Source organism: Comamonas fluminis, assembly GCF_019186805.1.
Classification (GTDB): Bacteria; Pseudomonadota; Gammaproteobacteria; order Burkholderiales; family Burkholderiaceae_C; genus Comamonas; species Comamonas fluminis.
In genome coordinates this window covers 3,750,791-3,772,317 of sequence record NZ_CP066783.1, presented here as the reverse complement: position 1 = coordinate 3,772,317, position 21,527 = coordinate 3,750,791, and the positions used below count along the sequence as shown (strand labels likewise).

Below are 21,527 nucleotides of genomic sequence, written 5' to 3'. Positions count from 1 at the left end.
GAATTTGAGCGCATGGGGTGCATGCGCTCAGGGTTTGCTTATTCGATGTTCTGCACTTGTTCGCGCATTTGCTCGATCAGCACCTTCATGTCAACGCTGATACGGGTCAGTTCCAGCGTGGCAGATTTGGAGCCCAGCGTATTGGCTTCGCGGTGAAGTTCCTGAATCAGGAAATCCAGACGTTTGCCGATGTCGCCGCCCTTTTTGAGCAGGCGCTCGATTTCGTCCAGGTGAGAGCCCAGGCGGGTGACTTCTTCGGCAACATCAATGCGAATGGCGAAAGCCGTGGCTTCGGCCAGAGCACGGTCCTGAGCGGCTTCGGGGGCGACAGAGCCTTCACCCAGAGCCATGGCCTCTTTCCAGCGATCGAGGAATTTCTGGCGCTGCTGCTCTACCAACTGGGGAACCAGTGGTGTGGCGGTCTTGGCCAGCTCGCGCAACTGCTTGATGCGGTCAAGCAGCATGGCGGCCAGACGTTCGCCTTCACGGGCACGGGCTGCCAGCAGCTCGGTGATGGCTTGCTCGGCCAAGGCTGGGGCAATTTCGCTCCAGTCTGTGCTGGTGGTGCTGGAGCCGCTGCACAGGCGCAGCGCATCAGCCACGGAAAGGTCGCGGGCCTTGGGCAGCCAGGCCTGGATGGAGTCCTGAAGAGTCACCAGACGCTGCAATTGCGGGGCGCTGGGAATGGACAGGGATTGGTTGTCGGTGACGTCGATGGCCGCTCGCACTTCGACCTTGCCGCGCTTGAGGCGTGCGGTGAGCAAGGTGCGCAGGGCCGGTTCAAGGGCGCGCAGTTCGTCGGGAAGGCGGAAGGACAAATCCAGGAAGCGGCTGTTGACCGCACGGATCTCAAGGCCCAGACGGCTGCTCGATTGGGGCTCTTGACCACCCTCAATGGATGCGCTGTGCTGAGCACTGGCGTATCCGGTCATGCTGTAAACTGGCATTGGACTTTTGATGGATGCTTGCAATTTCCCGATTATCCGGGTTTCGAATCATCCTTGAGGTTTACCGGTAAAAAATGTCTACAAAAATCAAGCCCGCGCCATTGCCGCCTGGCAGCACGATTGGTGGATACCGGGTGGTACGCAGGATTTCTTCCGGTGGGTTCGGGATTGTTTACTTGGCCTTGGATTCCGAGGGTAAGCAAGTCGCAATCAAGGAATACCTGCCTGCCTCGCTGGCCACCCGTGCTCCGAACGAGCTGCAGCCTGCTGTTGTGCCAGAGAAGCTCTCCCTGTATCGCCTCGGGCTTAAAAGCTTTTTCGAGGAGGGGCGCTCGCTGGCCCAAATTTCGCACGCCTCTGTGGTGAGCGTGCTCAATTTCTTCCGCGAAAACGAGACCGTGTACATGGTCATGAACTATCTGGAGGGGGCGACCCTGCAGGAGTTCATTGTCACGGCGCGCGATCTCAAGGCCGACAAGGTCTTTCGCGAGTCCACCATTCGCTCGCTGTTTGATGAGGTGCTGCGCGGCCTGCGCATCGTGCACCAGCACAAGATGCTGCACCTGGATATCAAGCCAGCCAACATCTTCATCACCAATGATGACAAGGCGGTGCTGATCGACTTTGGTGCGGCGCGTGAAGTGCTGTCCAAGGAAGGCAACTTCATTCGTCCCATGTACACCCCGGGCTTTGCTGCGCCCGAGATGTATCGGCGCGATGCGCAGTTGGGCCCGTGGACGGATATCTACGCCATTGGCGCCTGTATCTATGCCTGCATGCAGGGGACGCCGCCGAACGAAGCGCCTCAGCGTCAGGATAAGGACCGCCTGTCGGTTGCGCTGGGCAAATTGCGCGGTGTGTACTCTGACAACCTGATCGAGGTGGTTGAGTGGTGCATGGCCATGGACCCTTTATCGCGCCCGCAGTCGGTTTTTGCCTTGCAAAAGGAACTCAGCCGCGAGGGGGAGCGTCGCTACACCAAGCTCAAGGTGCAGGAACGCATGCGCATGCAGTTCGACAATATGGTGCATGACGCCAAGAAGAATCTGCAGAAAATTGGCGGTTCGGAAAGAGACACAGTGCCTGACAGCAGCAAGCGCAAATTATGAAATTTTCCGTATTCCAGCTGAGCCGACGCGGGGGGCGTGCGCTCAACGAAGACCGCATGGGTTATTGCTACACGCGTGAGTCTGCCTTGTTTGTTCTGGCAGATGGGATGGGCGGGCACCCTGATGGAGAGATCGCAGCGCAGATTGCGCTGCAGGTGGTGTCTGTGCATTTTCAGCAAAAGGCCAAGCCCACGCTGCAGGACCCCAAAGCCTTTCTGGAAGAGGCTTTGCTCCAAGCCCATCGTCAGATTCTGCGCTACGCCAGTGCCAAAGGCATGATGGACACGCCGCGCACCACGCTGGTGGCTGCTGTGGTGCAGGATGGCCATGCCCACTGGGCGCATTGCGGTGACTCGCGTCTGTACTGGGTGCGCGACGGGCAATTGATAGAGCGCACGCGCGACCATTCTTATAGCGAGATGCGCAAGGTCTCGGGTCTGGTGACGCAGTCCAACCGCAACGTGCTGTTCACTTGCCTGGGATCGCCATCCAAGCCGATTTATGACGTCAGCGAGGCCAAGCGGCTGGAGCAGGGCGACCAGATTCTGCTGTGCTCTGATGGCCTGTGGGGCAGCGTGCCGAATGCCGAGCTGCTGCACATCATGCGGCGCAAGCCCGTGGCGCAGCTGGTGCCGCAGTTGGTGGATACCGCGCTCAAGCGGGCGGGGGAAAGCAGCGACAACGTCACGGTGCTGGCGCTGGAGTGGGAGACTCCCAATGTGTTCGAGCCATCGTCCATCTCCACGCAGGAGATTGATGACCAGGGCTTTGAATCCACGATACAGATGGGGCCGCTCGAAGCATGCGAGGATGAAATGGATGACGAGGCCATCGAGCGATCGATTGCCGAGATCAATGAAGCCATCCGCCGCTCTGCAGAGCGACAAAAGACGCGCTCCTGAGCCATTTGCACATTTGCAGGCCCGGCGCTGGCCGCAGGCAGCGGCTGAATACTACTGAATCAATAGCGTATAGCGCAGGTGCCAAAAGCACTTGCGCGGTTTTATCATGAAAATTGTGTTGGCCTCCAACAACCGCGGTAAGCTCGTTGAGCTGCAAGCCATGTTCGCCCCTCTGGGCGTGGAACTGATCTGCCAGGGCGACCTGTTCGAGGGTGAAGCGCCCGAGCCTTACGGCACGTTTGTGGAAAACGCCTTGTCCAAGGCGCGTTTTGCGGCCGAAAAGACCGGCTTGCCCGCCATTGCCGACGACGCTGGCATGTGCGTGGACCACTTTGGTGGCCTGCCTGGCGTAGATACCGCTTACTACTGCACCCAGTTCGGCTACGAGAAAAGCGATGACAACAATGTGCGTGCGCTGCTGGAGCAGATGCAGGGCGTGGAAAACCGCCGCGCCGCCATGGTCAGCACCCTGGTGGGCGTGCGTTCGCCCAAGGACCCCGAACCGCTGATTGCCGTGGGCCGTGTGCAGGCACAGCTCACGACAGAGCGCCGTGGCAGCAATGGTTTTGGCTTTGACCCCGTGCTGCTGATTCCTGAGCTGGGCATGACCTTTGCCGAGATGACGCCCGAGGTCAAACATGCGCACAGCCACCGTGGCATGTCTTCGCAGAAGATGCTGGCGATGGTGAAAGAAAGATGGCTGTAACTAGCGTTACCTGCTGAGGCGCTTTGCCTAGGCGCCCCCGCCTTCCCCCTAGCCGGGCGCCCCTTTCTCTACGCGCTGCGCGCTGATGCCCTCGCTGCGGGGCGGCGGCGGGGCCGCCTAGGTCCTTGCTCGGCACCTCTGGCTGGGACTGTGCTAGTTTTGGCTGCATTGGTCTTTGCCTGAACTAGATATAAAACACTCCCATGATCCCCATTCAGCCTCAAACCGAGACTGCAGAAGCTGCGGTGCAGCGCGATATTCAGCATTACATGCGCCCCGGCACGTTGCAGCTGGGCAGCTTGCCGCCGCTGTCGCTGTATGTGCATCTGCCCTGGTGCCTCAAGAAATGCCCGTACTGCGATTTCAACTCGCATGAGGCACGCAAGGGCACGGATGCGCTGCCGGAAGACCGTTATATCGATGCGCTGATGGCTGATCTGGAGTCGGCGCTGCCGCTGATCTGGGGACGCACGGTGCACAGCGTCTTCATGGGCGGCGGCACGCCCAGCCTGTTTTCGCCAGAGTCCATCGACAAGCTGATTGCCGGGCTGCGTGCGCGGCTGCGCATGGAGCCGGACTGCGAAATCACGATGGAGGCCAACCCCGGCACGTTCGAGAAAGACCGCTTCAAGGCTTTTCGCGGTGCAGGCGTGAACCGTTTGTCCATTGGTGTGCAGAGTTTTGATGACCGTTTTTTGCAGGCCGTGGGCCGTGTGCATGATGCGGCGCAGGCCCAGGCGGCAGTGCGCGAGGCGGCCGACAATTTCGAGACCTTCAACATCGATCTGATGTATGCGCTGCCCGGTCAGTCCATCGCCGACTTGCAGCGCGATGTGGATACGGCGCTGTCGTTTGCGCCGCCGCATCTGTCCATCTATCACCTGACGATTGAGCCCAATACCTATTTCGCCAAGTACCCGCCCGTGGTGCCCGAGGACGATACGGCTTACGACATGCTGGACCTGATTACGGCCAGCACGACGGCGGCAGGCATGCAGCGCTACGAGGTTTCGGCCTATGCCAAACCCGGCCACCAGTGCTTTCACAACAGCAACTACTGGCAGTTTGGCGACTACCTGGGCATTGGCGCGGGTGCGCACAGCAAGCTGAGCTTTGCCCATCGCATCGTGCGCCAGGTGCGCTTCCGTGATCCGGCACGCTATATGGACATGGCGCTGGCGGGTACGCCGCTGGCGCAGGACAACGAGGTCAAGCGCGCCGATCTGCCGTTTGAATACATGCTCAATGCGCTGCGCCTGCGCGGTGGCTTTGCGTTGCAGGAATTCATGGAGCGCACGGGCTTGCCCATGTCGTCCATTGCTAAGGGACTGGATGAGGCGCAGGCCAAGGGCCTGATTACCCGCGACCTGGGCCGCGTGGTGCCCACGGAACGTGGCTTTGATTTCTTGAGCGATCTGCAGGAAATGTTTCTTTGATCGCTCAGCATCTGGTGCTTAGCCGCAGCGCAGGGCGGTGATCTTGCCAGCGTCGTTGGTAATGACGTTCAGCCGCTCCTGGTCAAACTCCATGGTGCTGGGCTGATTCTCGGCCAGCACGCGCACGCTGTAGGCTCCGGCTTTCTTGCGGATCATCTCCAGCGTGGAAGGCACGGTGTTATGGCCGATATAGAGCTGAACCGGCTTGGCATTGCAGGTCTGCGTTTGGCGAATCGGCGGTGCGGGCTGTGTGGGGGCTGGCGTGATGACGGCGCTGCCAGTCGTCAGCGTGCCGCTGGGTGTGGCCGGACGGCTGGGGGAAGTGCCCGAATCCGTGGTGGCGCAGCCTGCCAGCAGCAGGGTCAGAGCAGCTGCGCTGCAGCAGAGTCGAAAACCTGGAGTTTTATAGCGTGTCATGCCCCACACGATAGCGGGTCTGGCAGGTCTTGTGTGCTGGCTCGCCCATAAAGTGCAATGAGCTGTTGCAGTTGGATTGCTATCAAAATAGAAGCTGCAGGTGTATGTCTATATTGAACTATGCCATTAATACTCATGAAAAATGGCTTCAATGAAGTGGTAGCAGCTTCTGTTTAAGGAGAGGTCGGGCTGGGCGCCTGGGCTTCGGTGGCCTGAAAGACGACGGGCTTGAGTGCTGCTTTTTCCAGTTTGCGAGCCGCTTTTTCGGCCCGCTTGCGGCTGTCGAACGGGCCGCTGCGCAAACGGGTGACTTCGCCCTTGTTGCTGGGCAGGGTCTGGCTGATGACCGGCAGATCTGACTTTTTCAGGGCGGCTATGGCGGTGCTCGCATTGCCTGTCTCTGAGAACACTCCCACATTCAGATAGAACTTGCCGGGCTGCAGATCCGCGGAAGCACTTCGTTTGGGGGCGGGGTTGGCAGCAGGCGCGGTGGCTGGCGCAGCTGCTGCGGCCTTAGCGGCCTCACCGGCTTCAGCGGCAGGCTTCGGCGTGATGCTTGCAGAGCTTTCATCAACAGTGGAAGGCGCTGGCGTGGCGGGCGCTGTTTCAGGCGTGGCGACAGGCGCGGAAGTCGCAATAGCAGCCTTGGGTGTAACAGCGGTCTGGACAGCGTTCTGCGCAGCAGGTGCGGATGTTGGTACAGATGTCGGTGTAGGGGTGGTGGTTTTTGCGGAAGGTGCTTGCCTTGCGGGCAGCAGCGCAAGACCTGCTCCAGCAGCGGCCGCCAGTGGCAGGGCCAGTACCAGCATGGCTGCCAGCTTCTGATGGGCTGGCGCGGCCTGGGCCTGCAATGCGCTGTGCACCTGGGCCATATTGGGGGCGTCTGCAATGGCCTTGAGTGTTTGCTGGCGCACTGTGCGCCAGTACCAGCCATTGCCCAGCAGGCCAGGCACGGCCACTGCGGCCAGCCATAGCGCAGCGCCCAGGCCCAGGGCAATGGCGCCGGGCAGCGCCGGGCGCAGGCCAAACCACCAGATCAGCGCCACCGCTGTGATAGCGGCCAGATACTTGGCGGCTTCTTGCCACAGCCCGCGCAGGCAGCACCAGGCCAGAGTGAAAAAGGCCGCAGCCATATTCCAGCTGGGCAGGCTGCGGTCCAGCGCATCAAAGCGTTTGAATTGCGCCAGGTAATAAGCCTGTGAGCGTGGGCCTATGCGGCTGGCATAGAGCTGGGGCAGCAGGCCGGGGTCTTCTTCCTCGTTCGGCAGGCTTTCATGCTCCAGACTGTGCTGCATGGAATAAGCCGCAGCAGCAAAAGCACCGGCAATAGAGGCGGGCAGTGGGCTGCTGGCCTGGCTCTTGGCGGGGTTGAGCACAGGCTCCTGCCGCTGTGAAGAAGAAGCAGAGGCGGCGGGGTGCAGAGAGTCCGGTGCAGCAGGCATGAGGGTAATTGTGTCATGAGCTTACAAATGGGCGTTGGCACGCTTGCTGTGAAAAAGCCGACACAAAGCCGTTTGTTTGCGGAATCAGCAGCATGTTGCGCCAGACTGGAGCTTCAGATCCTCACCTCAAAATACCCAATTTCAGTGATGGTCAGCGTGGGCAGTGAGGGGCTTAATCCGGCTATCTACAACGAATGCTGCGAGACCAATCATGAATCGATGGAAACATATCACTACGCTGGCGCTGGTGGCAGGCGCTTTGGTCGGCTGCGGAGGCGGTGATGGCGGCAGCAAGCCTGATGGAGCGCAGAGCGAGGCCGTCACGCCTGTCAGCGAGATGAAGCCGGGCGAAAGATTCTCCATGGAAACGCCGCTGGAGGTGGAGGGCAGCCAGGTCAGTCACTATGTCGTCTATGGCGTAACGCCGACGGGAGCTCTGGTGGACAGCAGCCAGCCCGGGCTGCTGGATGGGGTGCGTGTTTCCATTCTGGAATCCGTGCAGCGCAATGGTGGCGATTCGGCGGTGCAGGGCAGCGGGGCATCCACATTCGTGGACCCTGCGAGCCTGCGGCGCAAGCAAGTCGAGTTCTACCAGCAACTGTGGAATGCCATGGCCGAGCACGAAGGCACACGTGATCCACAGGCCATCCTGGCCGAAATTGACGACCTGGACGGGCGTATTGTGGATCTGATGGACGATGTGGGCGCTTCGGGTGTGACGCTGCAGCAGTATCTGGATTTTTATGACCGGATGGACGAAATGCCAGCCTTTGCCAGCAAGCAGTTGCCCGAGCTGAACCTGCGCGAGGCGCTGGCTGCGCAGGACAATGCCAGCGTTTTCGACGAGACGCCGCCTGCTTGCGGCCCCGGGCTGACGCGGGTGGTGTCGAAATCGAGCCTGTACAGCTATTGCCGCACAGGGACTGCGCAAGTCAAGGTGCAGGCCAAAGTCAGTACCTTGGCTAGTAGCAGTGTGCTGAGCGAACAAGGTGAGCCCAGTATTGCCGGAATTCTCAAGAGTTCCCTCTCCAATGAGGAGCTAATGGCATTGATGCTGGGAATGCAGCAGGAGCGCTCGGGCCTGCTTGAGCAGCAAATTAAGGCGCAAATGGAAAAAGAACAAGCTCGGAATGCGCGTATCCAGGATTTGCAGCAGGCATTGAGCCAGAACGGGAAGGACGACCAACTTTGGCGCGATTTCTGCGCGCAGAAGACCAATTTGGACTTGGATTGTGCGGGGAAGGATGCCTCTGGTTTTGGTGTGGTGATGTTCAACCAGGTCAAGACGGTGATGGATAGCTTGAGCCCATTTCAGCAGATGGACATGCTTCGGTTGCAGAGCGCTTTAGCCAAAAGAAACGAGGCGTTTGAACAAATGGCTGCGTTGATAAGAAAGATGCAGGATGCGAGGACCTCCATCATCGGCAATATGCGCTGAGTGAGCGAAGCGCGCTGCTTTCAGCATCCAGACCTCTCCAGCATGGGCTGAAAAAGCCGCGCGGCCTTGCGGGCGGCGCGGCGGGGCTGGTGATTAGATTTGAAGCCTTTTCAGCCTGAAGCCCTTATTAAATAAGCGCGAGCAGCTATCTAATCAGAAGCGTTAGTCGAAGCGTTCAAAGCCTCAGGCGGTGGGCAGCACCGTGGCCCGGCATTCGCCAAAGCCGATGCGGGCTGCGCCGGGCTTTTCGCACCAGCCGGTGAAGACCACGGCGTCCCCGTCTTGCAGGAAGGTACGGGTTTCGCCATTGGGCAGGGTCAGCGGGTTCTTGCCGCCTTCGGTGATTTCCAGCAGCGCACCAGCTTCGGTGGCTGTGGGGCCGGAAAGCGTGCCTGTGCCCATCAGGTCACCAGGTTGCAGGTCGCAGCCGTTGACGGTGTGGTGGGCCACCAGTTGCGCCATGGTCCAGTAAGCGTGGCGGTAGCTGGTCTGGGTGATTTGAGCGGCTTCCTGGCCCGCAGCGCGCATCTGGGCGGTCTGAATGGCGACGGTCAGCTGCACATCCAGCGCGCCGCTTTGCCAGTTGGCGTCAGAGCTGAGGTAGGGCAGGGGCTGTGGGTCTTCGGCGGGGCGCGTGAAGGCAGTGCGGTAGGGCGCCAGTGCTTCCAGCGTCACCACCCAGGGCGAGATGCTGGTGGCAAAGTTCTTCGAGAGGAACGGGCCCAGCGGCTGGTATTCCCAGGCCTGCACATCACGGGCCGACCAGTCGTTCAAGAGGCACAGGCCGAAGATGTGGTTTTCCGCGTCGTCAATGCCAATTGCATCGCCCCATTGGTTGCCTGCACCGGCGTAGATGCCCATTTCCAGTTCGTAGTCCAGACGGTTGCAGGGCAAGAGAGCGGGATTGGCATCAGGTGCCTTGAGCTGGCCCTTGGGACGCTTGAAATCCACGCCCGAGATGCGGATGCTGGAGGCACGGCCGTGGTAGCCGATGGGCACCCACTTGTAGTTCTCCATCAGCGGGTTGGTGGGGCGAAACAGCTTGCCCACATTGGTGGCGTGATAGACGGAGGTGTAGAAGTCCGTGTAGTCGCCCACTTGCACGGGCACGGTGTATTCAACGTCGGACTGCGGCACCAGGCAGGCCTTGAGTGCGGCTTCGGCGGCCGCGCCAGCACGCAGGGCGCGCGACAGGGCCAGGCGCAGGGCCGACCACTGTGCGGGGTTCATGCCCATCAGTGCATTGAGCTTGCCCTGAGCAGCGGCATCGACCTGCGCCTGCACATCAGCGTGCAGGGCTTTGGTATCGCGCACGGCGGCCATGTCCAGCACCTGATCGCCAATGGCTACACCGCCGCGAAAGGCTTCACTGCTACCAGTGCGGCGAAAGACCGCGAAGGGCAGGTTCTGGATGGGGAAGTCGCTCTTGCCGGTGTTGGCGCTGGCCACCCAGCTTTGCAGGCCGGTGTCGTGGGTTTCGTTCAATGCCATGTTCATCTCCTTGAATCGATATCGTTAAAAACGGGTTGTAGCGCTTATGGAATATGCGCTATCTGCTATTGATTTTGAATATTTGGCTTGGCGCGCTCATTGCTGCAGCATGTCCATTTCAATGTGCACATACTCGCTGCGGTAGCGAATCTTGGCCCAGTAAATCAGCACGCCCTGCGGGTTGCAGGCCCAGCGCAAGACCTGGATCAAGGCCGTGCCCAGTGGCACGCCAAGGTGTTCGGCAATCAGCTCGTCGGCCAGGGTCACGCTCAGGTGCTGGCGTGCGGCGGCGATGCGCGACGGCGCGCTGCCCAGTGCCTGCGCCAGCGTGGCGTCCTCAAGCTGGACTTCGATCTCGGGGTACAGGCCTTGCTCCACATACAGCTCGGACAGGCAAAAACGTGCGTCGTCATGGGTGTGGGCGCGCAGAAAATGCACATAGGCATCGGCCAGTTGTCCGGGCTGAGGAAAGCCCGCAGGAATGGGAGGGATGCAGTCGTGCGCGGTATGCAGTGTGATGGGCTCGATCTGTTCGCCAAATGCCACCAGTTGCTGCCAGCTGCCTGGCAGCAAAAATGATGGCGGCTTGTATGGCTGCCCCATGACTCTGGTGCCGCCGCGCTTTCGGGTCTCCAGCAGGTCTTCATCAACCAGCGCTCTGACCGCCATGCGCACGGTGGTGCGCGAGACGCTGTGCAGCGCTTCCAGTTCTTCCACCGTGGGAATGCTCTGGCCCACGGCCCACTCGCCGGTCGCTATCTTGCTGCGAAAGAGCCGGGCCAGCTGCAGGTGCAGCTTGTCACGGGTCTGGGCGGAGGCGTTGGTGCTCATGGCAGTTGTTGGCGGCAGCGTTGAGGAAATAAAGTATCTAAACAATAACTTTATTCTTGCACAGCTTTGAGAAAAGTTCCTGTATTTGGATGCAAGAGTTCACAAATATCGCCAATTTGTCAGCTTGATGACTTTTACACTTCAGGTTTTGATAGCGCACTGCGCAAGTGGTGCCTGAGTGTTTGCGTGTTTGACAGGGGCAAGGCGCCCAGGAGTTGTTAGTTTCATGGAGCAGCAGTACGAGTGGCAGTTTTTCCGTGCTGGCGATGTGGATCAGGTTGTGATCCGTACCGGCCAGGACATTGCCCACATTGGTGAGTTGGATCAGAAGCTCTGGGTCGCGCTGGCCTGCCCGACGCGAGGCATAGAGTTCGACGGTGCAACGCTGGATTTGATTGACGTCAGCAAGGATGGCCGCATTCGCCCACCTGAGCTGGTGGCTGCCTGCGAATGGGCCGTTGCGCGGGTAAAAGACCCGCAGGTGCTGGCGGATGGCGGTGATGTGCTGCAACTGGCCAGCATCAACGACAGCAGCGAAGAGGGCGCCATGCTGCTGGCTGAAGCGCAGCGGGTGCTGGCGCTGGCGGGGCAAAGCGATGCCCGTGCCATCACGCTGGCGCAGGTGCAGGAGCGTCTGGCTTCGCTGCAGGCGCTGCGCTTCAACGGCGATGGCGTGATTTCCAGCGCCACGGCGGAATCGGATGAGGTGCTGACTGCGCTGATTACCCGTATTCAGGAGGCCTATGGCAGCGTGGATGGCTGCGACGGCGTAGCGGGCATCGACCGCCCACGTGCAGAAGCCTTCTTTGCCGATGCGCGTGCCCTGCAGGCCTGGTTTGCCCAGGCGGCTGAACTGGGCTGCCAGCTCACGCCCCGCGCCCTGGCGCTGGCGGCTGCAGAGGCGGTGAATGCCGTACAGGCCAAGGTGGATGACTTTTTTGCCCGCACAGGGCTGGTGGAGTTTGACCCGCGCGCGCTGGCGCCGCTCAACCCCACCGAAGAAGGCTATGCCGCCCTGGGCGCGCAGGTGCTGAACAATGGCTCTGACAGCATTGCCGCCCTGCCACTGGCTGCAGTGACTGGAGAGCGCGTGCTGCCCCTGGTGGCTGGCGTGAACCCTGCCTGGGCCGGTGCTTTGCAGACTTTGCGTGAGCAGGCAGTGAAGCCCGTATTTGGCGAGGCATTGGTACAGCTGACGCAGGCGCAGTGGGAGCAGCTCAAGAGCACGCTGGCCCAGTGCCAGGAATGGCTGGCCGCCTGCCCGGCAACGCCGCTGGGCAGTCTGCCTGAAGCCGAAGTACAGGCCCTGCTGAGCAGCGGTGTGGAAGCCCAGTTGCTGGCGCTGCTGGATCATGATGAGGCCGAGAAAGAGCACAGCGAACAGGCCATGGCGCTGGAAAAGCTCATTCGCCTGCAGCGAGATCTGCTGGAGCTGCTTAACAACTTTGTTTCCTTCTCGCGCTTTTACCGCCGCGAAGGCGCCGCTTTTCAGGCAGGTACGCTGTTTCTGGATGGCCGCAGCTGCGATCTGACTGTGGAAGTGGCCGACGCTGGCGCGCATTCCGCACTGGCTGCCATGGCCAAGACCTATCTGGCCTATTGCGAGTGCAAGCGCGAAGGCGAGAAGAAAACCATTGTGGCGGCCTTCACCGCCGGCGATGTGGACTTTCTGTTCGTGGGCCGCAACGGCGTCTTCTATGACCGTGCGGGCAATGACTGGGATGCCACCATCGTCAAACTGATCGACAACCCCACCAGCATTGGCCAGGCCTTCTTCTCGCCTTACAAGAAGTTCCTGCGCATGATTGAAGAGCAGGTGGCCAAGCATGCGGCGGCCAAGAACGATCTGGTCAACACTAGCCTGGGCGAGAGTGCAGCCAAGCTGACCACGGCGCCCAAGGACCTGGCCGCTACCGCTGCACCGCGCAAGACCGATGTAGGCACTGTGGCCGCCATTGGCGTGGCACTGGGTTCCCTGAGTGCGGTCGCCGTAGGCATCTTTGGCAAGTTCATTGAACTGGGCCCGTGGATTCCGGTGGCCATTCTGGGCATCATCCTCGCCATCTCCGGCCCCAGCATGATGATTGCCTGGCTGAAGCTGCGCCAGCGCAGCCTGGGCCCCATCCTGGACGCCAGCGGCTGGGCCATCAATGGCCGCATGAACATCAACCTGGGGCTGGGCCAGAGCCTGTCGCAGACGGCCAAGGTGCCCCTGAATGCCAAGCGCAATCTGGCGGACCCATTTGCCGACTCTCACCGCCTGCGCAACAGCCTGTGGCTGGTGGCTGGCGTGGTGCTGGCGCTGCTGCTGGCCTGGCGCCTGGGCTGGCTGAATGTGGTGCTGCCTGCCAGCTGGCACCCCGCGCCAATTGCAGCCGCTGCTGCTGAAACGGCTGCGCCGCAAGCACCAGCGGCTGCTGCAAGCCCGGCTGCTGGTGGCGCAGCAGCCAAGTAAGGTAAATTTTTCCGCCGCACCTGCCTGAGGGCAGAGGCGGATAATTGCCAGCCTGTGCAGGTGGGTGACCTTCCCGCCTGCTGCCCATGGATGGGCATCTTTTATCGCCGCATCAGCGGGCACTCAAACGCAAAAATCCTCTGGGTTTTTGCGTTTTTTGCTGGCCGATCGGAAAACGTCGCGTGAATAGGCGCGGCAGGAAATTGAAATGAGCTGGCAAGACTTCAAGCACCAATACCTGGTGCGTTTCTGGTCGCCCGTACCTGCAGTGATTGCGGCGGGCGTTTTATCTGCGTACTACTTCGGCATTACCGGCACCTTCTGGGCCGTTACGGGCGAGTTCACCCGCTGGGGCGGGCACCTGCTGCAGTTTGCGGGCGTGGATTTGAGCAACTGGGGCTACTTCAAGGTCATCGGCCTGCAAGGCACGCCGCTGACCCGGGTGGACGGGCTGATGATCATCGGCATGTTCGTGGGGTGCTTTTCGGCGGCGCTATGGGCCAATAACGTCAAGCTGCGTATGCCCAACCACCGCATTCGCGTGTTTCAGGCCATTGTGGGCGGCATCATCGCGGGCTTTGGTGCGCGTCTGGCCATGGGCTGCAATCTGGCGGCGTTCTTCACCGGTATTCCTCAGTTTTCGCTGCATGCATGGTTCTTTGCGATTGCCACGGCCATTGGCTCGCTGGCCGGTGCCAAGGTCAGCCTGCTGCCCATCTTCCGCATTCCAGTGAAGCTGGAGAAGGTCAATGCACCCAAGCCACTGGAGCAGAGCGAGGCCCAGGCCAAGCGCCGTTTTCGCATTGGCATGGCACTGTTTCTGGCCTGCGTGGCCTGGGGCATCTGCAAGGCTGCTGAAGCGCCCAAGCTAGGCATGGCCATTCTGTTTGGTCTGGCCTTTGGCCTGATTATTGAGCGCGCCCAGGTTTGCTTTACCTCGGCCTTCCGCGACCTGTGGATCACGGGCCGCACCCAGATGGCCAAGGCCATCATTGCGGGCATGGCAGTGGGCACGATTGGCATCTACAGCTATGTGCAACTGGGCATGGACCCCAAGATTTTCTGGGCCGGCCCCAACGCCGTGATTGGTGGCCTGCTGTTCGGTTTTGGCATTGTGCTGGCGGGTGGCTGCGAAACCGGCTGGATGTACCGCGCCGTTGAAGGCCAGGTGCATTACTGGTGGGTGGGCCTGGGCAATGTGATCGGCTCCACGCTGCTGGCGCTGGTCTGGGATGACCTGGCCCCCGCGATCGCCACCAACTATGACAAGGTCAACCTGCTCAAGGAGCTGGGCCCGCAAGGGGGCCTGCTGGTGACCTATGTGATGCTGGGTATCTCCCTGGGCCTGGTGCTGTGGTGGGAAAAGCATTTCTTTGCCAAGAAGGCCCGTCTGGCCGCTGCGGCAGCGCGCATTGCGTAATCAAAGGATTCATCATGAGTGATAGCAAATACATTCCCGACTTCCGCCTGAACATGCTGGGCGAGCCCTGCCCCTATCCCGCAGTTGCCACACTGGAAGCCATGCCCAGCCTGCAACCGGGCCAGATTCTGGAAGTCGTGTCGGATTGCCCGCAGTCCATCAACAACATTCCACTGGACGCCAAGAACCACGGCTATGAAGTGCTGGAGATTCAGCAGGATGGGCCGACTATTCGATACCTCATCCGTCGATGAGGTGACACCCCCTGAGGCGCTTTACGCCTGGGCGGCCCCGCCGCGAGGCGGCTCTTGCTTGGCATCTCTGAGTTGGGTTGCGCCAGTTTTTGGCGGTGTGAATTACAGAAATCAGAGTTCTTATGTCTCAAAAAATCGTTTTGATCGTTCACGCTGCGCCTTATGGCAGCGAGCGTTGCCTGTCGGCTCTGCGTGTGGCCACTGCCTTGCGTGGCCACGATGACAAGCCTGAAGTGAAAGTGTTTTTGATGTCCGACGCGACGGTGGTTGGCTTGCCTAACCAGCACGACGGCGCTGGAACAGACCTGCAGGCTATGGTCGAGCATCTGGTGGCCGAAGGTGTGACCCTTAAGCTGTGCCGCACCTGCGCGCTGGCGCGTGGTCTGGCTGAGCTGACCTTGATTCAAGGTGTGGAAATTGGCACCTTGCCAGAACTGGCCGACTGGACTTTGGCAGCAGACAAGGTCATCACCTTCTAATTTGTCGCTGAAGGCGGGGCGCTGGCCTTAGCTCTGAAAATGACGCTGGATGTGCGAACGTCCAGCGTTTTTTTTATGCCCAGAGAACGCTGGTGGTTTCAAAAAAGAGAGCGTCTAGCGCAGCTGGGTTCATAGATTGATATTAAAAATCCTTTGAAACCAATGGATAGGTGGGACTTGCAGCTCACTTTTTTATCAATAGCCGTCGCAGATTCGCATCAGGTATGAGACTGGCTCGCACCTGACAGCAGCGGCATTCCCGTGCGGCGTGTGAACTCTTCGTAGCTGATGGGCGGGCCCATACGGGTGTCTGCGCTATTGGCCTGCCAGTACGCCCAGCTCTTGCCTGTGGTGGCGTCATAGACCAGCTTGAAGATGTAGTCAGGCACGGCTACCTTGTTCGGGCCAATCGTTGGCGCATTTTTGGCGAACACCGGGCCCGTGAAAACATAGACATCGCCCTTGGCGCGCAGCACATATTTGCGGGTTGCTTGCTCGACCTGGCTCCAGGCGCCGGCGTTGTGCTGCTGGTTCTGCGGCACCATGTTTGCAAGGCTGAAGCTTTGCGCCATGGCCTCGGGGGTGCTCATATCGGCCGCCGGTGCCATATGGCCACGCGAAAAACCGGAGCGCTTGTAGTCGTCCAGTTCCGAGCGTTCGGCGCGGGGCAGCCGGGCATCGGCATAGAACTTGTCAGTGCGCTCCAGCCCCTGCGCTTTCTGCAGCGATGCGCGGTTTAGGCGCTCGGCCACAAAGACCGGGGTTTTGGTGCTGCCGTTGTGCAGCACGGCAAAGGCGGTAAAGCACAGCTCCCGTTCATGGGGCTGAAGTTGCAGAGAGGGGGCGTGGCCGCCAGGAAAGAACTGCGGGCAGCTGGAAAAATTCAGCGGCTGGCTGGACGCCGTGATGTCGGCCCGGCCCACCGTGCCGCCCACGGGGCTGGAGTGAGCTGGCGCGTCTCCCATGCCGGGCCAGCCATTCTTGCGAAAGGCATCCAGCGCGGGTAGCTCCAGCGCGGACAGGGCCTGATTGATCAGCTTTTCCGCCGACCATGCGGGGTTGAAACTGCAACTGGCAATCTGAAAGCTGGCCAGCGCAGCGGCCCCGGCAGACAGAACAAAGCGCTTGGCGCGGGAGAGGCTGAAAGCAGCAGCCCTGGAGGCCGTGCTGCGCTTGCGCGCAGGTGTTTTCTTTTTGGAGGCGGTCGTCATTCAGGCGGCAATGGTACGCCGCTTGAGTGCTTCCAAAAGCATAGTGCGCCCCTTAGGCAGCACTTTCTATGAAGGGGGATGAAAGCACTTGTGACAGTGCGACTTTCTGCGTGCTATGCGGGGGCCATTACTGCGGCCGTGCGGCACTTGCGGGGCTGACGATTTCCGGAATGGCACACGCCGTGCTGGCTTCGTTCATGGCAATGTCGTGTTCCTGCTTGGCGGCTTCTACCGACATGGCCTGAGGCAGGGGAACGCCATTTTTTACGGCCAGAATTTCGGCCATCACGCTCACGGCGATCTCGGCCGGGGTCTTGCTGCCGATGTACAGACCAATCGGGCCGCGCAGCTTGGCCAGCGATTCCTCGGTTTCGTCAAAGTGCTCCATCATGCGGTCGCGCCGCGCATGGTTGTTGCGGCGTGAGCCAATTGCACCGACATAGAAAGCGGGGCTGTGGAGGGCTTCGAGCAGGGCCAGGTCGTCGAGCTTGGGGTCGTGCGTCAGGGCCACAACACAGCTGCGCGCATCAGGCTTGAAGGCGGTGACGGCATCGTCAGGCATGTCGGTAACTTTGTTGACTTGAGCCACGGACCAGCTGCCCATGTATTCCTCACGAGGGTCGCAGACGGTGACGGTAAAGCCGTTGAACAGCGCCATGGTGGCCAGATATTCAGCCAGTGCCCCAGCGCCAATCAGCAGCATGCGGTAGCCAGGGCCCAGGTGGTTCACGAGGGTGTGACCGTCAAATTCCAGCGTGTCTGGTTCGTTGGCAACGACCAGCGAAACAGCGCCGCTTTCGCAGTTCACGCTGCGCTGCACCAGTGCGCCGCCTTCCAGCAGTTGCACCAGTTGCTGCAGTTGGGTGGCATCGGGGTTGAATTCCAGCAGCAGCTCCAGCGTGCCGCCGCATGGCAGGCCAAAGCGATGGGCTTCATCGGCGCTGACGCCATAGCGCACGAACTGCGGCGCACCGTCGGCAATGCCCAGGTTCTGATTCAGGGAACGGGTGTGGCGTGCAATCAGATCGTCTTCAATGCAGCCGCCCGAGACGGAGCCAATGGCACGGCCATCTTCACGCAGCACCATCATCGAGCCGACTGGACGAGGCGATGAGCCCCAGGTGCGCACCACGGTGGCCAGCAGGGCGTGCTGACCGTTGCTGCGCCAGTCGAGCAGGGCTTTGAGCACCATGACGTCGATGTTGTCCATTGATTGCTTTCAGAGATTGAAAAATCTGCGGGTAGTTTGCTGTCTGGCGGGGGCGTGTCAGATGTATGAACCCTAAACCTTTGGCCAGATTGATGCAGAAAAAAGGCCTTCCCGATACCTGCTGAAGGTCGCGGAAAGGCCGTGGTGTCCGCCCTCAGTGTTTAGTGGGCGGCGGCGCTTTGCTGGCGCAGCTTTGCGACCTTGCTCTTCAGATCACTCCACTCGGCCACGCCGTACTGGGCGCGCATGGTGTTGAGCAGGGTGGCAATTTGCGCATCGCTGAGTGCATGGCGGAAGGCGGGCATGGTGCCCAGTTCCGCATGCGCAGGCTTTTGCACACCTTCCAGCACCGCCATGATGGCGTTGTCAGGCGAATCGGCGTGCAAGCTGGTGCTCAGCGCCAGTTGCGGGCGCACACCAAAAGTGCTGGCCGACGGATCTGCGCGGTGGCAGGCCATGCAGGCACCCTGGTAGAGGCGGTAGCCTTCGGAATCGAGCGCCAGCTTGGGTGTTGCCGTCTTTTCCTTGATCAGCGCTTCAGCATCACCGGGGGCAGCGCTGGCATCGCGGTAGCTCATCAGATAGGTGGCGATGGCATGGAGGTCAGCATCGGGCTGCTGGCTCAGACCGTGGGCCACAGGGGCCATGGGGCCGGCGGCCACGCCATGGCGTGCCGAGAAGCCGGTCTTCATGTAGTCGATGAGGTCGCTTTGTGTCCAGGGCAGGGGGGATGGCGACTTGGCTGTCAGCGCTGGGGCGTCCCAGCCTTCGGCGCTGCCACCCGCAAAGTGGAACTCGCCCGTCTTTTCAGCGGCCAGAGAGTTGCGCGGCGTGTGGCAGGCGCTGCAGTGGCCCAGACCTTCAACCAGATAGGCACCGCGATTCCATTCGGGGGCTTGCTTTTCGTCATCCTTGACGACGCCGGGCTTGAGGTTGAGCCAGTTCCAGGCTGCAATGCCACGGCGCACGTTGTAGGGGAAGTTCAGCGCCGTTTTGGGCGGCTCGTTTTCCACGGCGGGCTCGCTCATCAGGAAGGCGTAGAGCGACTTCATGTCATCGTCGGTGACGCGGCTGAAGGCGGTGTAGGGAAAGGCGGGGTACAGGTACTGGCCTTCGCGGTCCACGCCATGGCGCATGGCGCGCTCGAAGGCTTCAAAACTCCAGCTGCCAATGCCGGTTTGTGCATCGGGCGTGATGTTGCTGGTGTAGATGGTGCCAAAGGGGCTGGGCATGGCCAGGCCGCCGGCATTGGTCTTGCCATTGGCAGCGGTGTGGCAGACCGCGCAGTCGCCCATGGCAGCCAGCAGCTTGCCCTTGGCAATCTGCTCGGGGGTGAACTGGGCTGTGGGAATGCTGGTTTGCGGTGCAATCTCGCCCTGATGTGTGAGTGCCAGACCGGCAGCGGCCAGCACCACCACGAATGCAGCGCCACCCACCACGATTTTTTTGAAAGTATTCATCTTGATCGTCTCTGTTCTGTGGCTCACTTGGATGCAGCGGGTGCTGTCTTGGCGACCTTGAGTGCGGCCAGCACGCGGCTGGGCGTGAAGGGCACTTCCAGCAGGCGCACGCCGGTGGCGTCAAAGATGGCATTAGCCACCGCCGCTGCACTGGGCACGGATGCCGATTCGCCCGCGCCCATGGGGGCTTCATCAGGGCGCTCTACCAGCAGCGAGTCAATTTCGGGCAGCTCATCAAAGCGCAGGATGGGGTAGCCGCCCCATTCCACAGAAGTAACGCCGCTCTTGTCAAAGGTGACAAACTCCTTGAGTACGCGGCTGGTGGCCTGCACCACGTTGCCATGCACCTGGTGGCGCACGCCTGCGGGGTTGACCATGGCGCCGGTGTCCTGGGCGACAAAGACCTTATCCACCTTGACTTCGCCGGTTTCGCGGTCCACGGTCACATCAACCACCCAGGTTGCCCAGGCGGCACCGTAGCCGGGAAACTTGCTGTGGAAGTAACGGGCATAGGCAAAGCCACGACCTTTGACCAGACGCTGATCATCAGGCGCAGGGCTGCGGTGTGCGGGGCCTTCCTGCCAGTTGCATTGCTTTTGCGCTTCTTTGATCAGTGCCACGGCACGTGGGTCTTTCAGATAGCGCAGGCGGTATTCAATGGGGTCAGCCTTGGCCAGATAGGCGCATTCGTCAATCCAGGATTCATGCGCAAACACATTGGGCAGAGCGGAGACACCGCGCATCCACGAGGCACGCACAATGGGCACCGCATCCTGCGAAATGACGCGCATTTTGGGGTATTCGTACTGTGGAATGGCAGTGCGGTCACCCATCTGTTGCAGATCGGATTTGTTGGGCACCTTGCCCGTCAGAATCAGGGCCAGAGCCGCAGCGTTGTTGGACGGATAGCAGGTGCGCAGCTCATAGGCAGCGACATTGTTTTGCTCGTCCAGACCGCCGCGTACGCGGATCAGCTGACCGGTGCCCTTGGGCTCCCAGCCAGCTTCCTGCTCGCGCATCAGTTGGACGCGAACGGGGCGGCCTACGGCGGCTGCCATCAGCACGGCATCGGAGCAGACATCGTCAGCGCAGTTGCGGCCATAGCAGCCCGAGGCTTCCAGGCGGGTGATGTTGATGTTGTCACCCTCCACGTCCATCAGCTTGGCAATGTCTTTGCGCACATCGTGCGGATTTTGCGAGCCCGTCCAGACTTGGATTTTGCCGTCGCCCACTTCAGCAATGGCGCAGGATGGACCGATGGAGCCGTGAGCATGGTAGGGCCAGACATAGTCGCGGGTCAGCTGGATCTTGGCTTGTTCAACGGCCTGAAGCGAGCCTTCGTCTTCCTGCAGCACGCGATCGGTCTTAGTGTGATCGGCCAGCGTTTTGTGCAAACCGTTCAGCGACAGGTCGGGCAGGCCTGTCCATTCCTTCCAGGTGACCTTGAGCTGGCGCATGGCTGCAATGGCCTGCTCCTCGCGCTCGGCCACCACGCCCACGAAGTCGCCTTGCACCACGACTTTGACAATGCCGGGAAGGTGAGCGATGGATTTTTCATCGACAGAAACCAGGCTGGAGCCCAGAGGCGCCGTAGCATCTGCGCCGGTATAGGGCGGGCGAATCACACGGCCATGCAGCATGCCGGGCACGCGCAGGTCGTGGATATAGGTGAGGGCACCCAGCACCTTGTTGGGAATGTCCACGCGCTGCACAGATTTGCCGACATATTCAAAGCCGGATTTGCGCAGTTCAATCTTTGCGTCCACTTCGATCTGCAAATCCTGGCCTTGCACCAGCTCGCCATAGCCAAAGCGCTTGCCACCGGCAATGACAAAGCCCTTTTGCGTAGTGATGCGGTCAGCGGGTATGCCGGATTTTTCGCTGGCCAGCTTGATCAGCAACTGGCGCACCTGCGCTGCGGCATGGCGCATGGGCAGGGAGGAAACCTGAATCGTGTTGCTCGCAATTGTGGGGCCGAGGTCTGGAGTGCGGGCCGTGTGCCCCAGCACCATGGTGACGGCAGCGAAGTCCACATACAACTCGTCAGCTACCAACTGGCCCAGGGCCGTGCGCACGCCTGTGCCCAGGTCCACGTGGCCGTTGTAGGCGGTCACCGATCCATCCGCGCCAATGGCGATGAAGCTGTCCACCAGCTTGGCCGATGGAATGGGAAAAGCGCCTTTGGCCGCTGCTTCAGGAGCAGTTTGCGCCATCAGCAAATGGCCGCCAGCCACGGAGCCAACCATGAGCATGCCGCCTGCCTTGAGCAGCTGACGACGGGTGAGCTGGGCCTGATTGTCTTTGGTGAAAAATTTCATG

Annotated in this window: 18 protein-coding genes; 9 read left to right on the top strand and 9 right to left on the bottom strand. The window is 60.7% G+C overall.

Going from position 1 to position 21,527, the window contains the following annotated elements:
• Positions 1–38: 38 nt before the first annotated feature.
• Complete coding sequence (locus JDW18_RS17370) at positions 39–932, bottom strand: YicC/YloC family endoribonuclease (protein ID WP_343216771.1); 894 nt, start codon at positions 930–932, stop codon at positions 39–41.
• An 89-nt stretch (positions 933–1,021) separates the two neighbouring features.
• Between JDW18_RS17370 and JDW18_RS17365 the strand changes: the two genes are divergently transcribed.
• From JDW18_RS17365 to hemW, 4 genes are all read left to right on the top strand, one after another.
• Positions 1,022–2,056, top strand: coding sequence for a serine/threonine protein kinase (locus JDW18_RS17365; protein ID WP_218240712.1), 1,035 nt, complete (start codon positions 1,022–1,024; stop codon positions 2,054–2,056).
• A complete protein-coding gene (locus JDW18_RS17360; protein WP_218240711.1) occupies positions 2,053–2,958 on the top strand; it encodes a PP2C family protein-serine/threonine phosphatase in 906 nt (301 codons plus the stop codon). The genes JDW18_RS17365 and JDW18_RS17360 overlap by 4 nt, the downstream gene beginning before the upstream one ends.
• A 106-nt stretch (positions 2,959–3,064) precedes the next feature.
• Positions 3,065–3,664: a non-canonical purine NTP pyrophosphatase gene (locus JDW18_RS17355; protein WP_218240710.1), complete on the top strand. Its 600-nt coding sequence runs from the start codon at positions 3,065–3,067 to the stop codon at positions 3,662–3,664.
• Positions 3,665–3,867: 203 nt separating this feature from the next.
• On the top strand, positions 3,868–5,100 hold the full coding sequence (gene hemW, locus JDW18_RS17350) for a radical SAM family heme chaperone HemW (RefSeq protein WP_218240709.1): 1,233 nt from the start codon (positions 3,868–3,870) through the stop codon (positions 5,098–5,100).
• Positions 5,101–5,118: 18 nt separating this feature from the next.
• Here the strand turns inward: hemW and JDW18_RS17345 are convergent, their stop codons facing one another.
• On the bottom strand, positions 5,119–5,517 hold the full coding sequence (locus JDW18_RS17345; protein WP_218240708.1) for an I78 family peptidase inhibitor: 399 nt from the start codon (positions 5,515–5,517) through the stop codon (positions 5,119–5,121).
• A 173-nt stretch (positions 5,518–5,690) separates the two neighbouring features.
• The gene (locus JDW18_RS17340) at positions 5,691–6,959 is read right to left on the bottom strand and encodes an SPOR domain-containing protein (RefSeq protein WP_218240706.1); all 1,269 of its coding nucleotides are present in this window, start codon (positions 6,957–6,959) and stop codon (positions 5,691–5,693) included.
• 211 nt (positions 6,960–7,170) lie between these two features.
• On the opposite strand from JDW18_RS17340, the gene JDW18_RS17335 reads away from it, so the two are divergent.
• On the top strand, positions 7,171–8,397 hold the full coding sequence (locus tag JDW18_RS17335; protein WP_218240705.1) for a hypothetical protein: 1,227 nt from the start codon (positions 7,171–7,173) through the stop codon (positions 8,395–8,397).
• Between the two features lie 183 nt (positions 8,398–8,580).
• On the opposite strand, the gene fahA is transcribed toward JDW18_RS17335, so the two are convergent.
• Positions 8,581–9,888, bottom strand: a complete 1,308-nt coding sequence (gene fahA, locus JDW18_RS17330; RefSeq protein ID WP_218240703.1) for a fumarylacetoacetase — start codon at positions 9,886–9,888, stop codon at positions 8,581–8,583.
• 96 nt (positions 9,889–9,984) lie between these two features.
• Complete coding sequence (locus JDW18_RS17325) at positions 9,985–10,719, bottom strand: GntR family transcriptional regulator (protein WP_218240701.1); 735 nt, start codon at positions 10,717–10,719, stop codon at positions 9,985–9,987.
• A gap of 226 nt (positions 10,720–10,945) precedes the next feature.
• On the opposite strand from JDW18_RS17325, the gene JDW18_RS17320 reads away from it, so the two are divergent.
• The 4 genes from JDW18_RS17320 (at position 10,946) to JDW18_RS17305 (ending at position 15,327) form a co-directional block, all read left to right on the top strand.
• Positions 10,946–13,174, top strand: coding sequence for a hypothetical protein (locus JDW18_RS17320; RefSeq protein WP_218240699.1), 2,229 nt, complete (start codon positions 10,946–10,948; stop codon positions 13,172–13,174).
• A gap of 208 nt (positions 13,175–13,382) precedes the next feature.
• Positions 13,383–14,594: a selenium metabolism membrane protein YedE/FdhT gene (yedE, locus tag JDW18_RS17315; RefSeq protein ID WP_218240698.1), complete on the top strand. Its 1,212-nt coding sequence runs from the start codon at positions 13,383–13,385 to the stop codon at positions 14,592–14,594.
• A 14-nt stretch (positions 14,595–14,608) separates the two neighbouring features.
• Positions 14,609–14,848 carry a sulfurtransferase-like selenium metabolism protein YedF gene (gene yedF / locus JDW18_RS17310; protein ID WP_218240696.1) on the top strand — a complete coding sequence of 80 codons (240 nt, stop codon included), beginning with the start codon at positions 14,609–14,611 and terminating at the stop codon, positions 14,846–14,848.
• Positions 14,849–14,970: 122 nt separating this feature from the next.
• Positions 14,971–15,327, top strand: a complete 357-nt coding sequence (locus JDW18_RS17305; protein ID WP_218240694.1) for a DsrE/DsrF/TusD sulfur relay family protein — start codon at positions 14,971–14,973, stop codon at positions 15,325–15,327.
• A 218-nt stretch (positions 15,328–15,545) separates the two neighbouring features.
• Here the strand turns inward: JDW18_RS17305 and JDW18_RS17300 are convergent, their stop codons facing one another.
• The 4 genes from JDW18_RS17300 to JDW18_RS17285 form a co-directional block, all read right to left on the bottom strand.
• Entirely contained in the window at positions 15,546–16,538 is a 993-nt protein-coding gene (locus JDW18_RS17300) for a DNA/RNA non-specific endonuclease (protein ID WP_218240692.1), read from the bottom strand.
• A gap of 127 nt (positions 16,539–16,665) precedes the next feature.
• Entirely contained in the window at positions 16,666–17,748 is a 1,083-nt protein-coding gene (locus JDW18_RS17295; protein ID WP_218240690.1) for an XdhC family protein, read from the bottom strand.
• A gap of 161 nt (positions 17,749–17,909) precedes the next feature.
• Positions 17,910–19,208 carry a c-type cytochrome gene (locus JDW18_RS17290; RefSeq protein ID WP_218240688.1) on the bottom strand — a complete coding sequence of 433 codons (1,299 nt, stop codon included), beginning with the start codon at positions 19,206–19,208 and terminating at the stop codon, positions 17,910–17,912.
• Between the two features lie 23 nt (positions 19,209–19,231).
• Positions 19,232–21,526 (bottom strand): xanthine dehydrogenase family protein molybdopterin-binding subunit, encoded by a 2,295-nt coding sequence (locus JDW18_RS17285; protein ID WP_218240687.1) that lies wholly within the window; start codon positions 21,524–21,526, stop codon positions 19,232–19,234.
• Position 21,527: the final 1 nt, after the last annotated feature.